Source organism: Baekduia sp. (assembly GCF_035318805.1).
Lineage (GTDB): Bacteria > Actinomycetota > Thermoleophilia > Solirubrobacterales > Solirubrobacteraceae > Baekduia.
Map to the genome: position 1 here is coordinate 38,634 of NZ_DATHDY010000110.1, position 13,916 is coordinate 52,549.

The 13,916-nt window shown below is 75.3% G+C and carries 12 protein-coding genes; 7 read left to right on the plus strand and 5 right to left on the minus strand.

The genetic code is table 11. The features are described from left to right. Positions 1-9: 9 nt before the first annotated feature. From VK501_RS22575 to VK501_RS22605, 7 genes are all read left to right on the plus strand, one after another. Complete coding sequence (locus VK501_RS22575) at positions 10-951, plus strand: ABC transporter permease (protein WP_324341463.1); 942 nt, start codon at positions 10-12, stop codon at positions 949-951. Further along, positions 948-2,873, plus strand: coding sequence for a dipeptide/oligopeptide/nickel ABC transporter permease/ATP-binding protein (locus VK501_RS22580; protein ID WP_324341465.1), 1,926 nt, complete (start codon positions 948-950; stop codon positions 2,871-2,873). Before VK501_RS22575 ends, VK501_RS22580 begins: the two co-directional genes overlap by 4 nt. Beyond that, on the plus strand, positions 2,870-3,724 hold the full coding sequence (locus tag VK501_RS22585) for an ATP-binding cassette domain-containing protein (protein ID WP_324341467.1): 855 nt from the start codon (positions 2,870-2,872) through the stop codon (positions 3,722-3,724). Before VK501_RS22580 ends, VK501_RS22585 begins: the two co-directional genes overlap by 4 nt. Before the next feature lie 29 nt (positions 3,725-3,753). After that, on the plus strand, positions 3,754-4,704 hold the full coding sequence (locus tag VK501_RS22590; RefSeq protein ID WP_324341469.1) for an alpha/beta hydrolase: 951 nt from the start codon (positions 3,754-3,756) through the stop codon (positions 4,702-4,704). A gap of 115 nt (positions 4,705-4,819) precedes the next feature. Beyond that, the gene (locus tag VK501_RS22595) at positions 4,820-5,569 is read left to right on the plus strand and encodes an SRPBCC family protein (protein ID WP_324341471.1); all 750 of its coding nucleotides are present in this window, start codon (positions 4,820-4,822) and stop codon (positions 5,567-5,569) included. After that, positions 5,569-5,910, plus strand: coding sequence for a YciI family protein (locus tag VK501_RS22600; RefSeq protein WP_324341474.1), 342 nt, complete (start codon positions 5,569-5,571; stop codon positions 5,908-5,910). The genes VK501_RS22595 and VK501_RS22600 overlap by 1 nt, the downstream gene beginning before the upstream one ends. A gap of 5 nt (positions 5,911-5,915) precedes the next feature. Further along, positions 5,916-7,154: an RNA polymerase sigma factor gene (locus VK501_RS22605; protein ID WP_349261055.1), complete on the plus strand. Its 1,239-nt coding sequence runs from the start codon at positions 5,916-5,918 to the stop codon at positions 7,152-7,154. Between the two features lie 80 nt (positions 7,155-7,234). Here VK501_RS22605 and VK501_RS22610 read toward each other — a convergent pair whose 3' ends face one another. From VK501_RS22610 to VK501_RS22630, 5 genes are all read right to left on the minus strand, one after another. Next, the gene (locus VK501_RS22610; RefSeq protein WP_324341476.1) at positions 7,235-7,582 is read right to left on the minus strand and encodes a hypothetical protein; all 348 of its coding nucleotides are present in this window, start codon (positions 7,580-7,582) and stop codon (positions 7,235-7,237) included. A 94-nt stretch (positions 7,583-7,676) separates the two neighbouring features. Continuing rightward, the gene (locus VK501_RS22615) at positions 7,677-8,360 is read right to left on the minus strand and encodes an FHA domain-containing protein (protein ID WP_324341478.1); all 684 of its coding nucleotides are present in this window, start codon (positions 8,358-8,360) and stop codon (positions 7,677-7,679) included. Between the two features lie 6 nt (positions 8,361-8,366). Further along, a complete protein-coding gene (locus tag VK501_RS22620; protein WP_324341480.1) occupies positions 8,367-9,671 on the minus strand; it encodes a heme peroxidase family protein in 1,305 nt (434 codons plus the stop codon). Positions 9,672-9,768: 97 nt separating this feature from the next. Then, positions 9,769-10,089, minus strand: a complete 321-nt coding sequence (locus VK501_RS22625) for a hypothetical protein (RefSeq protein WP_324341482.1) — start codon at positions 10,087-10,089, stop codon at positions 9,769-9,771. Between the two features lie 10 nt (positions 10,090-10,099). Next, complete coding sequence (locus tag VK501_RS22630) at positions 10,100-13,855, minus strand: protein kinase domain-containing protein (RefSeq protein ID WP_324341484.1); 3,756 nt, start codon at positions 13,853-13,855, stop codon at positions 10,100-10,102. Positions 13,856-13,916 lie beyond the last annotated feature (61 nt).

Sequence of the window (13,916 nt, forward strand, 5' to 3'; positions counted from 1 at the left end):
CCGGACACCATGGTCCGCTTCGCCACGCGCTGGCTGGTCACCTCGCTGCTGCTGCTGCTCTTCGTCTCCGCGTTTACGTTCGTGCTGGTCTCGCTGATCCCCGGCGACGCGGCGCGCAGCATCCTGGGCCAGAGCGGCAGCCGCGAGCAGTACCTGCAGCTGCGCCAGCAGCTCGGTCTCGACGACGCGCTGCCGGCGCAGTACTGGCACTGGCTGCACGGCGCGGTGCAGGGCGACGTCGGCTCGTCGATCACGAGCGGCGAGCCGGTCGGCTCGATGCTCTCCGGACGCATCGGCGTGACGCTGTCGCTCGTCGCGAGCTCGGTGGTCGTCGCGGGCGGGCTTGGTGTCGCGCTCGGCGTGGCCGGCGCGCTGCGCGGCGGCTGGATCGGCCGCGCGATCGACGTGCTCTCGCTCGCGGGCCTGGCGCTGCCGAGCTTCTGGCTCGGCCTGGTGCTGGTGGCGATCTTCGCGGTGAAGCTGGGCTGGCTGCCCGCGACCGGCTACACGCCGCTGGGCGACTCGCCCGTCGACTGGCTGCGCTCGCTGGTGCTGCCCGCGGTGACGATGGGCGTCGGCTGCGCCGCGGTGATCGCCAAGCAGACACGCGACGCGATGCGCGAGACGCTGGCCAAGGACTACATCTTCGCGCTGCGCGCCCGCGGGGTGAGCGAGCGATCGGTCATCTACCGCCACGCGCTGAAGAACGCCGCGATCCCGGTCACGACCGTGCTCGGGCTGGTCGTCGCCGGGCTCTTCAGCGCGACCGTGCTGGTCGAGCAGGTCTTCGCGCTCCCCGGCCTCGGCAGCCTCGCGGTGCAGGCGACGGCCGACCACGACCTGCCCGTCATCGAGGCGCTCGTCCTGTTCTTCACGGCCATGGTCACGACGGTCAACCTGCTCGTGGACCTCGCCTACGTGCGGCTGAACCCGAAGGTGCGCGCGGCGTGATCGGGGCGGCGCTGCGCCGGCCGGCGCTCACGGTCGCGCTCGGGTTCCTGGTGCTCGTCACGATCGCCTGCGTCGGCGCGCCGCTGTGGGTGCCGACCGACCCGCTCCAGCAGGACCTGGGCGCGATCCTCCAGCCGCCGTCGAGCGCGCACCTGCTGGGGACCGACGGCCTCGGACGCGACGTCCTCAGCCGGCTGGCCTCGGGCGGGCGGGTCACGCTGCTGGGTGCCCTGGAGGCCGTCGTCGTCTTCCTCGCGCTCGGCGTGCCGCTGGGCCTGCTGGCGGGCTACCACGCGGGGCGCTTCGACACGGTCACCACGCGGGTCGCCGAGGTCCTGCTGTCGGTCCCGGCGATCATCTTCCTGCTCGTCGTCGTCGCCGTGTTCCCGGCCAGCCAGCTCGCGACGATGATCACGCTCGGGGTGCTCGGCACGCCGAACGTGTTCCGCGTCGTGCGCGGCAGCGCCCGCGCGGCGAGCCAGGAGCTGTACGTGCGCGCGGCGCAGACGGTGGGGCTGACGTCGGGTCAGGTGCTGCGCCGGCACATCGCTCCGGCGCTCTCGGGACCGATCATCGTGCAGACGTCGCTGTTCGCCGCGACCGCGGTCATGACCGACAGCGCGCTCGCGTTCCTCGGCTTCTCCGTGCAGCCGCCGCAGCCGAGCTGGGGCGGCATGATCGCCGAGGCGTCGGCGGTGATCGACGCGGACCCGTGGCTGCTCGTGCCGCCCGGGGTGCTGATCGCGCTGGTGGTCCTGGCGCTCGGCATCCTCGGCGACGGGGTGCGGGACCTCGCCGCCCGAAGCGTCGCGTCGGTGGAGCGACCGCGGCGGCGGCCGCGGCGGGCGGCGCCGGCCGCGCCGCGCGCTCCCGGCCCGTCCGCGGGACCCCCGGCGCTCCTGTCGCTGCACGGCGTCACCGTCGCGTTCCCGGCGCCGCACGGCGAGGTGACGGTCGTACGCGACGTCGCCCTCGACGTCTGCGAAGGCCAGGCGGTGGGCATCGTCGGCGAGTCGGGCTGCGGCAAGTCGGTCGTCGCCCGCGCCGTCCTGGGGCTGCTGCCCGGCGGTGCGCGCCTGACCGATGGGTCGATCCGCTTCGACGGCCGCGAGCTGGCCGGGCGCTCCGAGCGCGAGCTGGGCCGCGTGCTCGGCGCGCACGGCCGCGAGCTGGCCCGGCGCTCCGAGCGTGAGCTGGGCCGCGTGCGCGGCGCGCAGATCGGCTTCGTGCCGCAGGATCCGATCGCGACCCTCGATCCGGCCTTCACGGTCGGACAGCAGCTGACCGAGGTGGTGCGTCGCCATCGCGGCGGCTCGCGCCCCGGCGCGCGGGCGCGCGCCGTGGCGCTGCTGGCGATGGTCGACCTGCCCGATCCCGAGCAGGTGGTTCGCCGTTACCCGCATCAGCTGTCGGGGGGCATGGCGCAGCGCGTCGGCATCGCGCTGGCCCTCGCGGGCGAGCCGAAGCTGCTGATCGCCGACGAGCCGACGACCGCGCTCGACATGACCGTGCAGGCCGAGGTGCTGGGGCTGCTGCGCGACCTGCGCGAGCGCCTCGGCATGGCGATCGTGCTCATCACCCACGACTGGGGCGTGCTCGCCGACGTCTGCGACGACGCCGTCGTCATGTACGCAGGCGAGGTCGTCGAGGTCGCGCCGGTCCAGTCGCTCTTCGCGGCGTCGCTGCACCCCTACACACGGGCGCTCATCGCGTCCAACCCGCTGCTGGCGCGCGCCGGAGAGCCGCTGCCCGCGATCCCGGGCCAGGTTCCGGCGCCCGGCGCCTGGCCGGCGGGCTGTCACTTCGTGCCGCGCTGCCCGCTCGCCGTGCCGGCCTGCTCCGGCGAGCTTGTGGCGCTCGGCGGCCCCGGCGGCGCGCACCGCACGCGCTGCCTGCGCCACGAGGAGCTCGCGCCGCGATGAACGCCGCGCCGCTGCTGGAGATCGAAGGGCTCGTCGTGCGCTACCGCACGGGACGCCGGACGCCGCCCGTGGTCGCCTGCGACGGCGTCGACCTGAGCATCGACGCCGGCGAGATCGCCGGCCTCGTCGGCGAGAGCGGCTCGGGGAAGAGCACGGTCGCGGCCGCGGTGCTCGGCCTGGCGCCGGTCGCGGCGGGCACGATCCGGTTTCGCGGCGAGGACATCACGCACGTCTCGGGCGCCCGGCGCCGGGCGCTCGCCCAGCACGTCCAGGTCGTCTTCCAGGATCCGTTCGGCTCGTTGAGCCCGCGCCGGACGGTCGGGCAGACCCTGAGCGAGCCGCTGGAGGTGCATCGCCGGCTCGGGCGGGCCGAGCGCGCCGCGCGGGCGTCGGCGATGCTCGAGCGCGTCGGGCTGTCGGCCACCGCCGTCGACCGCCGGCCGGCGGAGCTGTCGGGCGGCCAGCGCCAGCGCGTGGCGATCGCCCGGGCGCTGATCCTCGAGCCCGAGCTGATCGTCTGCGACGAGGCGCTCAGCGCCCTCGACCTCTCGGTCCAGGCGCAGGTGCTCAACCTCCTGCAGGAGCTCCAGCGCGACCTCGGCGTCAGCTACCTGTTCATCGCCCACGACATGGCGGTCGTCCGCCACCTCGCCCGGCGCGTCACGGTCATGCGCCGTGGGGTGGTGGTGGAGCGCGGCGACGCGCAGCAACTCTGGGACGCGCCGCAGCACCCGTACACCCGGGCGCTGCTGGCGGCGATCCCCGATCCCGATCCCGCGGCGCAGCGGCGCCGCAGGCAGGCGCGCGAGCCCGGCACGACCGACGACCTTCCGCGGGCGCAGGCCCGCTGACGTCCACCAAGCAAACCAAGGACCACACCATGCAGCTCGATCCACTGCTCCAGACGTTCGTCGACGCGGTGAACGGCGCGGAGCCGCCGCGCGTTCCCGAGGACCGGGCGACGATGGAGGAGGTCAACAACGTCATGTTCGCGCAGTTCGGCGAGCCCGCGCCGCCGGTCGCCGACGTGCGTGAGCTCGAGATCGTCGGGCCCGATCGCCGCGTGCGCGCCCGCCTCTACCACCCCGGAGGCGACGAGCCGCTCCCCGGGTACATGTTCCTGTTCGGCGGCGGCTGGTGGCACGGGTCGATCGACATGGCGGCCAACGACGCGGTCTGCCGCGAGCGCTGCGTCGGCGCGCGCTGCGTCGTGCTGGCCGTGGACTACCGCCTGGCGCCCGAGCACCCGTTCCCGGCCGGACTCGAAGACGCGTATCTCGGGCTGACCTGGCTGGTCGACCACGCGGCGGAGCTCGGCATCGACCCGCAGCGGGTCGCGATCGGCGGCGGCTCGGCGGGGGCGTCGCTGACCGCGGGCCTCGCGCTGCTGTCGCGTGACCGCGGCGGCCCGCGGGCCGCGCTGCAGATCCTCGAGGCCCCGGCGCTCGACCTCACGCTCAGCCAGCCGTCCGTGCCGGGGATCTGCGCGTCGCTCGGCATCGATCGCAAGCTGCTCACCGACCTCGTCGCGCTCTACGTGCCGCGTCCCGAGGACCTCGAGCACGCCTACGCGTCGCCGCTGTTCGCCGAATCGGTCGCAGACGTGCCGCCCGCGTTGATCATGGTGTGCGAGCACGACGTCCTGCGCGAGAGCGGCGAGGCCTACGCGACGCGACTCGTCGAGGCGGGCGTCCCCGCGAGCTGCGTGCGCTACTGCGGCCAGCTGCACACCTCGCCGCTGCTGACCGGCGTGCTGCCCGCGGCACGCGTATGGCGCGAGCAGGTGATCGGCGCTCTGCGCGGGCTGCACGAGGAGGGGCCGCGGCTCTGAGGTACGCGCCATCGAAAAGTTCGCGCCCGCTGTCGATTTCGGCGCGTCCCGCGTGTCGTTGGTGTACAAGGGCCGTCAGGCGCGGCTCGACACGACAGCAACGGAGGCGGATGAGATGGGCAAGGAGTTCGAAGTGCGATGGGAAGGCGAGCTGCCCGCCGGCCCCCAGGACGTGTGGGAGGCGGTCACGCGGCATGCCGACGGCTGGCTCTGGAAGATCGAGTACGAGCCGTGGGTCGGCGGCGCCGAGCGCGGGCTGACGACGGGCGGCGGCACCGTGACCGCCTGGGATCCGCCGCGGCACTTCGCCACGCGCACCCGCCCCGAGGCCGAGCGAGACGGCCCCAACGAGCTCGACTACCGGCTCGAGCCGAGTGGCGCCGGGACGCACCTGCGCTACGTGCACCGCGGCGTGTTCGGCGAGGACGACGACGACGACCGTGAGCTCGACCAGTGCCGGCAGCACACGGCGTTCTACAACCACTCGCTCGGCGAGTACGCCCGCCACTTCTCCGGACGCGAGCCCGTCTACGTCGCCGCCGATGGTCCCCAGGCCTCCACGCAGGGCGGCTTCGCCGCGGTGCGCCGGGCGCTGGGCCTGGCCGGGGACGTCGCCGCCGGCGACCGCGTGCGCCTGACCCCCGCCGGCCTGGAGCCGATCGACGGCGTCGTCGACTACGCCACGCACGCGTTCCTCGGCGTGCGCAGCGCCGACGCGCTCTACCGCGTCTACGGCCGCGACGCCTGGGGATACCCGGTCGGCGTGGCGCACCACCTGTTCGCCGCCGGCGCCGACCGGGCGGCCGGCGAGCAGGCATGGAGCGACTGGCTGCGCAGCGTCTTCGCGACCGCGGGGGTGGCGTGATGCCCCAGTACGCGGTGTTGATCTTCGAGCGCGTGGCGCCGGAGGACCTCCCGCCGGAGGTCATGGAGGCCCACGGACGGCTGCCCGAGCGGATCGCCGCGCTGGGCGGGCGGGAGGTGGCCGGGATGGCGCTCCAGCCGAGCGAGACGGCGACGTCGATCCGCGGCGGCGTGGTGACCGACGGCCCGTTCATCGAGACCAAGGAGGTGCTGGCCGGCGTGTTCGTGATCGAGGCGCGCGACCTCGACCACGCGCTGGCGCTGGCGAAGCTCACGCCGATCGCCGACGGCGGCGTCGAGGTCCGGCCGCTGCTCGGCTTCGAAGTGGCGGAGGCGAGCTGAGCCCGATCGAGGAAGGTGTCGTCGAGCGGGCGGTCGCCGACGCGCACCGTCGCGAATGGGCCTACGTCCTGGCCGCGACGGTGCGCGTGACGCGCGACCTCGACGCCGCCGAGGAGGCGGTGCAGGACGCCTACGTCCAGGCGCTGCGCACCTGGGCGCGCGGCGGGGTGCCCGACCGGCCGGGCGCGTGGCTGACGACGGTCGCGCGCCGCACGGCGCTCAACGCGATGCGCCACCGCCAGACGCTCGAGACCAAGCTCCCGCTGCTGCTGGAGCCCGAGGAGGCCGAGATGCCCGAGCCCGACGGCGACACGATCCCCGACGACCGCCTGCGGCTGATCTTCACGTGCTGCCATCCGGCGCTGGCCCAGGAGGCGCAGATCGCGCTCACCCTGCGGCTGGTGTGCGGCGTCGCGACGGCTGACATCGCCCAGGCGTTCCTCGTCGCGGAGGCCACGATGGCCGCGCGCCTGACCCGCGCCAAGAAGAAGATCGCCGCCGCGCGGATCCCCTACACCGTGCCGTCGGGCGGCGACCTGGCCGAGCGCGTCGACGCGGTGCTGACCGTCATCCATCTCCTCTACGCGACCGGGCACACGGCGCACTCGGGCGAGGACCTCGTGCGCGACGAGCTCACCGGCCGCGCGCTCGACCTGGCGCGCATGCTGGCGCTGCTGCTGCCGGCCGACCGCGAGGCGGCCGGGCTGCTCGCGCTGCTGCTCGTCCACCACGCCCGCCGCGTGACGCGCACCGGCGCGCACGGGCGGCTGCTGCGCCTCGAGGAGCAGGATCGCTCGGCGTGGGACCGCGACCTGATCGCCGAGGCCGACCGGCTCCTCGTCGCCGCGCTGCGCGCCGGCCCGGCGGGGCGCTTCGTGCTGCAGGCGGCGATCGCGGCGCTGCACGCCCAGGCCCCCAGCTCCGCGGAGACCGACTGGCCGCAGATCCTCACCCTCTACGACGAGCTGCTGCGGATCTGGCCGTCGCCGGTCGTCGCGCTCAACCGCGCGGTGGCGGTGTCGATGGTCGACGGACCCGAGGCCGCGCTGGCCGAGGTCGAGGCGCTCGAGCGCGACGGCCGCCTGGCCACGTACCGCTATCTGCCCGCGACCAAGGCCGATCTCCTGCATCGCCTCGGCCGCGACGCCGAGGCGGCCGACGCCTACCGGGCGGCGCTGGCGCTCACCGGCAACGCGGTCGAGCAGGAGTTCCTGGCGCAGCGCGTGAGGTCGGTTGGCCGCTGAGGAGCCTCGCACGGCAACGGAAACGGAGCGGCCCGGGCTCCGGGCCGCTCCGCATGCCGCGACCTGTTGATGAGCGCCCCTCAGCGCGAGAGCGCGTGCGTGCCGGGGCGGCGGCGGACGCCGACGACCGCGCCGAGCGCGATCAGGCTGAGGCCGGCCGCGCCGCCGGCGACGATGGCGACGTCGCCCCAGTCGGTCCCGCTGTCTGCGGGCTGGTTCGCCGACGAGGTGCCGGCCAGCGAGCTGGAGAGGTCGCGGACGTCCGGGGACCGGAGGTCCTGGACGTGCGGGCCGTGGACCCGCAGCGGGGCGGCATCCTGCTGGTCGGGGCTGCGCCAGTCCTCGCGGGCGACGGCGGCCGTGGGGGCGGCGACGGCGATGAGCGCCAGGCTCAGCGCCGCGCAGCGGGGGAGACGGTGGTGGCTCATGGTGTTCCTCCTGAGTGGTGCGGACGAGGAGGTCAGCATCGCCCGGCCGAGGGCCTGCGCCGATCCCCGAGCGGGTGGAACCGGCTCCCCCTGGCTACCGTGGCGCGGGCGGGGTCAGCGTGACGACGCCCGTCGCCAGCGCGCGCTGGGCGAGCACGGCGCGCTTCTGGTGCTGGGGCAGCTCGACGATCGAGAAGGCCTCGAAGAGCGCGTGCAGGTGGCTCTTGACCGTCTCGACGCCGAGGACCAGCTCCTCGGCGATCTGCCGGTTGGACGCCGGCACCGCGAACGAGCTGTCGGCGTACGGGCGGCACAGCGCGGTGAGCACGCGCAGCTGGGCCGGCGAGACCCGCGGGACCGGAGACGGCTCGGACGTCGCGGTGCGCAGCGACTCGCGGCCGGTCGGGCTGCGGAACACGAGGACCGTGTGACCGAGCACGATCGTGTCGCCGTCGCTCAGCCGCCGGCGACCGTGCACGGGGTCGCCGTCGATGGACGAGCCGTTGCGCGAGCGGCCGTCGTCGACGAACGTCCACTCGTCGCCGACGCGCTCGAGGCTCGCGTGCACGCGCGACACCTCGCCGTCCCACGGCAGCGGCACGTCGCTGGCGGCGCTGCGGCCGATGGTCAGGCGGCCCGGCTCGCCGCCGAGATCGAGGATCCGCTGCGCGCCGTCGCCGTCGCGGAGCAGCAGGAACGGCCGCTGCCGGCGTTCGGCCGCGATGCGCTCCTTCAGCTCGGCCGGGCTGGCGCGGTGCAGCGCGTGCGGCAGGTCCATGGCGTCTCACTCCTCGCCGTCCAGGGTGAAATGCACCAGATCCCCCATCGTGAAGTCTTCCGCAGTGGCGCCGGGCAGCTCCGGCGTCCACTCCGGCCATTGGCGCCGGTAGGACTGCGGATCGCCCTCGAGCAGGCCCACCATGACCTCCGCCACGATCCGGCCGCCGACCGGCCCGAGGTGCTCGCCCTCGCCGCCGCGGAGCTGGGCCTCCAGCAGCACGTAGTACCAGAGCGGCGTCGCGTGCAGCATCGCCTCGCGCGTGGTCGGGTCCAGTCGCCGGGGCAGCGGGTCCAGCAGCTCGTCGTCGGTCAGCGGCTCCTCGCCCATCGCGTTGGCGACGTCGCGGCCGGCAGGCAGTCCCAGCGCGCGGCCGCGCTCGAGGTTCCGGCGCGCCAGCGCCGTTCCGTCGGGCAGCTCGGACAGCGCTTCGGACAGGCTCAGGTCGATCTGCATGCTCGAGGTGGGCGGCCGCGCCCCCGCAAGCCTGAAGAAGCGCTCCCAGTCGATCTCCAGCTCGCGGGGCAGCCGGCGGGCGCCGCCGAGGTGACGGCCGGACCGTCGGCGGGGGCGGAAGACCGGCACCGCCGGGCCGTCGTTGAGCTTGTAGCTCTCGCGGACCATGCTGTGCCCGAAGCGGAACGCCGCGCCCGAGAACTCGACCGGCATGAACGGCTCGTCGCGCCAGGCGAAGGCCCCGTGCTCGTCGGGCAGCGGGTGGCCGACGATCCGCGGCAGGAAGTCGTGCATGACGATCCACTGGTAGTGCCAGCGCACGATCCGCTGCGCCTCCTCGAGCAGCTCCGCGGCGGCCAGGGACGGCCGCGCGGCGTCCACGACGTCGACGACGCGGTTGTGGAAGCGCAGGAAGAGCAGGTGCAGCTGCGCGATGATCAGGTTCTCGTCGTTGCGCGCGTCGCCGATCAGGGCGCGATGCTGGTGGTTGCGCGGCAGGTCGAGGCCGGCCGCGGCGGCGTCCGGAGGATCGGCGTCGACGAGCAGCTTCACGCCCGGGGCCGGCGCGGCATCCCAGTCGTACAGGAACGGCTGGTCGGCGGGTCCGGAGCCGTAGACCGAGTCGAGGTCGAAGCGCGGCGTGCGGAAGTTGACGAGCGCGGAGGGATCGTTGTCGCGCTGGAGCTTGGACGTGGGGTCGAACGTGATGTCGTGGTCGAGGAACTGCCCGAGGTACGTGTAGCCCGCCGGGATCGTCCGGTTGTTCCCCGAGCTGCCGGCCGAGCGGACGAGCGTCGAGGCGAGCGTCCCGATCGGCTCGGCGCCGGGGTCGCGCCGGGGCAGGTCGGGGAACATCCGCCCGAAGCGCCCCCCGCGCCCGCCCGGCAGCCGGACCTGGCCGCGGGGGACCGTGGCACCGTGCCGGGCGACGCGTTCGATGGGGGAGGCGGGACTAGACGTCGCCGCTCGATGCGATCGAGAAGCTGCCCTGCCAGACGAACGGATCGCAGGGGGCCGGCCGCAGCGCGACGCCGACGACGAACACGTCGTCGCCGACCGCCACCGGCGGTGCTGCCACGGGAAGCTGCACCTCCCAGGGCGTGAGGTCCGGGTCGGGCACGCGCGCGGAGACGAGCTGACCGTTGTGCGGCACTGCGACGTGGATCTCGCTGAGGTCGGGCGGCTGCGACCGGCCCTCCACGAAGAGCGCCTGCCCGCCGGTCGCCGGGTCGGTCCCCAGCGTCACCCGGGTGAAGTTCGAGTTGAACGCCATCTGCGTCCCTTCAGGTCGAATGCTGGAGCAGCGACCGGGCGCGTGCCGCACCCACGACGTTGCCTTTCCGTTCGTAGAGCGAAAGGGCGGACCGGGCGGCTCGGCCGGACTCCTCGGGTCGGGAGCACCTGCTGAGCACGTGTGCGAGGTCGAGCATGGCATCGCCGCGGTGCGAGAGCAAGTCCGTCGGCTCCACGAGCGCGACCGCCTCGCGCGCCAGCGCCTCCGCCTCCTCGCAGCGTCGGTCACCGGCGGTGATGCGTGCCTGGACGCCGCGCCAGATCACCTGGGTGATGAGATCGTCAGCCGCCTCGTCGGCGGCCGCGGAGCGGCAGAGCTCGCGGGCCTCGCGTACGCGGTCCTGGGCGAAGACCGCCTGTGCGAGCATCGCGGTCGTCGTCGCCGCGAGCCGCGCGTCGCTCATCGCCGCGAGCGTCTCGAGGCCCTTGCGCAGCGGCACCTCGGCGAGCACCGGCTGGCCGGCCAGCAGTCGCACGAGCGCCTCGTGGTGCGACACGCTGGCGCCCAGGCTGCCGAGCTCCTGCAGCGTCTGGTTGGCCTGGAGCAGGAGGCGCTCGGCCTGCGCGAAGTCGCCGCGCATCGCATGGAGCGAGGCCAGCGGGTTGACGATCGACGCGACGGCCACCGGGCTCGCGCCGACGCGGTCGCGGAACTCGACGCAGCGGAGGATCGCCGCGTCGACGGGGGTCGGCCCGAGCACGGCCGCGGTCGCCCGCCAGCCGAGGATGCCGAAGAGCTCGCGGTCGTCCCCGGCGCGCCGGGCGTGGTCGGCCGCCTCGCACCACGCGTGGTCGGCGCGCCCGACGCGGCCCGCGATCCAGGCGGTCTGGGCGCGCAGCGACCACGCGCGGCACGCGCCGAGCTGGTCTCCCGCGCGCAGGAGCACGGGCAGGGCCGCGTCGACCACCGCGCGTGCGGGAGCGGTCCCGGCGCTCGTCTCGGTCTCGAGGCGCACGAACTCCCGCTCGACCCGGGCGCGCGCCTCGACGCCTGGCTCGGGCGCACCGGCGATGGCCTCGTCCAGGACCTGCGTGGCCTCGGTCATGCGGCCGGCCTCGAAGAGCGACGCTCCGAGGGCGGGCAGGAGCGCGCCGCGCGCCGCGTCCTCGTCGCCGACGAGCGCGATGGCGCGCTCCAGCAGCGTGCTCGCCGCCGCCGGGTCGCCGCGCGCCAGCGCCGTCCGCGAGGCGGCCTGCAGCCGGGCGACCGCGCGCGCGGCGACGGCCCGCTCGCGTGCGCCGCGCCGGCCGAGATCGGCGGCGAGCCGGCAGGCCTGCTCGAGCTGGTAGCCGACGACCTCGTCCGCCGCCCCCGGCCGCTCCTCCAGCCACTGCGCGATGCGGGTGTGCAGCTCGGCCCGCAGCTGCTTGGGCAGGCCCGCGTAGGCCGCCTCGCGGATGAGCGCATGGGTGAAGCGAAATGCGTCCTCGCCGGCGAACTCGGGCCGGTCGGCCCCGACGAGCCCCTTGCGCGCGAGCGCGACCAGGCGCGTGCCCACGCCGCGCCGCTCGCCGTCGGGCAGCAGCGCCGCGACCGCGCCGGCGTGGAACGTCCGGCCCTCGACGGCGGCGCGCTGGAGGAGCATCCGCTCGCCGGCGTCGAGGCGGTCGATGCGGGCCGCGAGCACCGCCTGGATGCTCGCCGGCAGGTCGTCCTCGCCGTGAGCGGGGTCCACGGCCGCCAGCTGCTCGACGAAGAGCGGGTTGCCCTCGGCGCGCCGCGCGATCCGGGGTGCGAGCTCCGCGGCCCCGAGGCTCGCGGCAAGCGCGCGGGCCTGCGCGTCGGGGAGCGGGTCGAGCACGAGCACCGAGCGGTTGGGCTGCGGTGCGGCCCACGCCGGACGCGCCTCGAGCAGCTCCGGGCGGGTCAGGCACAGCAGCAGGATCGGCGACCCGCTGGAGAGGGCGACGACGTGGTCGAGCACGTCCAGGAGCGCGGGCTGCGCCCAGTGGATGTCCTCGACGGCGACGACGAGCGGCCGGTCGCGGGCGAGGCGCTCCAGCAGCCGCCGCAGCGCCCACGCGGTGTCCTCGATCTGCACGGGCTCGTCGGACAGGCCGATCGCGCCGGCGATGCCGTGGATGGCGGGCTCGTCGCCCTCCAGCAGCGCCTCGATCCGCGCGCGCGGGTCGCCGCCGAGGCCGCGCACGAGGTCGCCCAGCGCGCGGTAGGTCGTGCCCTCGCCGTAGGCCGGGCAGCGCCCGGCGAGCACGGTGGCGCCGTCGCCGAGGGCCGCGACGAGCTCGCCGGCGAGCCGTGACTTGCCCATGCCCGGCGGACCCACGACGGTGACGAGCCGGCAGACGCGGTCGTCGCGGACCTGCGCGAAGGCGGCGTGCAGGGCGCCGAGCTCCTCGTCGCGGCCGACGAACGGCGTCTCCGGCAGGCGCAGCAGCGCCGGCTGCTCGACGCGCAGCTCGACCATCCCACCGGTCGTCGGGTCGATCTCCGCGTGGCGGGCGAGGGCGAGGCGGATGTGCTCGCCGAGCAGGATCTCGCCTGGCGCCGCATGCTCGGCGAGACCTCCCGCGGTCGTGATCGCCGCACCGGTGGCGATCGGCGCGCCGCGCCGGCCGGCGGCGAGGAAGACCTCGCCGGCCTCGATCCCGACCTGCAGCTCGGCGCTCGCGGCGCGCAGCCCGACCGCGGCGCGCGCGGCGCGCAGCGCGTCGTCGTCGTGGGACTCGGTCACGCCGAAGAGGCCCACGAGGGCGTCGCCGAGGTAGCGCTCGACCGTGCCGCCGTGCTGCTCGACGATGGCCGCGCAGCGGTGCAGCAGGCCGTGCAGCGCCTCCGGGTCGGCGACGCCGGCGCGCGCGGCGAGGACCGTCACGAGGCGGCGGGTGTCCGTCGCGACCGGGGCCTCTGCGGCCGGTGCGTCCTGGGGTGCGTCGCAGCCGGCGAGCGCGGCGCCGACGTCGGCGGCCGACGCCGGCCGCTGCGTCGGCTGCTTGGCGAGCAGCGCGAGGATCAGCCGGTCGAGCGCCTGCGGGACCGCCGGCTCGTGCTCTGACGGCGGCAGCGGGGCCGCCGTCAGATGCTGCGTAAGCACGTGGGCGGGGTCGTCGGCCATGAAGGGCGGCCGACCGGTGACGAGCTCGTAGAGGGTGACGCCGAGGGCGTAGAGATCGCTGGCGGGAGCGGGGTCGGCGCCCTGGATCTGCTCGGGCGACAGGTAGCGGACGGTCCCCAGCAGCACGCCCTGCGCGGTCAGCCGGTCGGCGCCGAGCTCCTGGGCGATGCCGAAGTCACCGAGCGCGGCGTGGCCGTCGGCGGCCAGCCAGACGTTGTCGGGCTTGACGTCGCGGTGCACGACGCCGTGGGCATGGGCGTGGGCCAGGGCGGCGGCGATCTCGCCGCCGATCCGGATCGCGTCGGCCAGGGGCGGTCGCGCCTGGTCCAGCGCGTCGGCGAGCGAGCCGCCGGGCATCGCGCGCAGGACGAGGTATGGCACGCCGTCGAGGTCGCCGGTGTCGTAGACCGTGATGACGTTCGGGTGGTCGCCGAGCCGGCCGGTGACCCGGGCCTCGCGCTGCACGCGTGCGCGGGCGGCCGTGCCGTCGCCCGCGCCGACGACGATCGCCAGCGCGACCTCGCGGTCCAGGCGCTCGTCGTAGGCGAGATAGACCTCCTTCGAGGCGCCGCGCCCGAGCCGCGCGCGCACCCGGTAGCGACCGGCGACCACCTGTCCGCCGCCCGAGAGCGTCGAAGCGAGGGTCGGCGAGTCGCCTGTCGAGTGGTCCATGCGTTGGCCCCGGGCGCAGCGTACAGCCGCACGCGGGACCGACCGCGGTTGCGACGTGTGG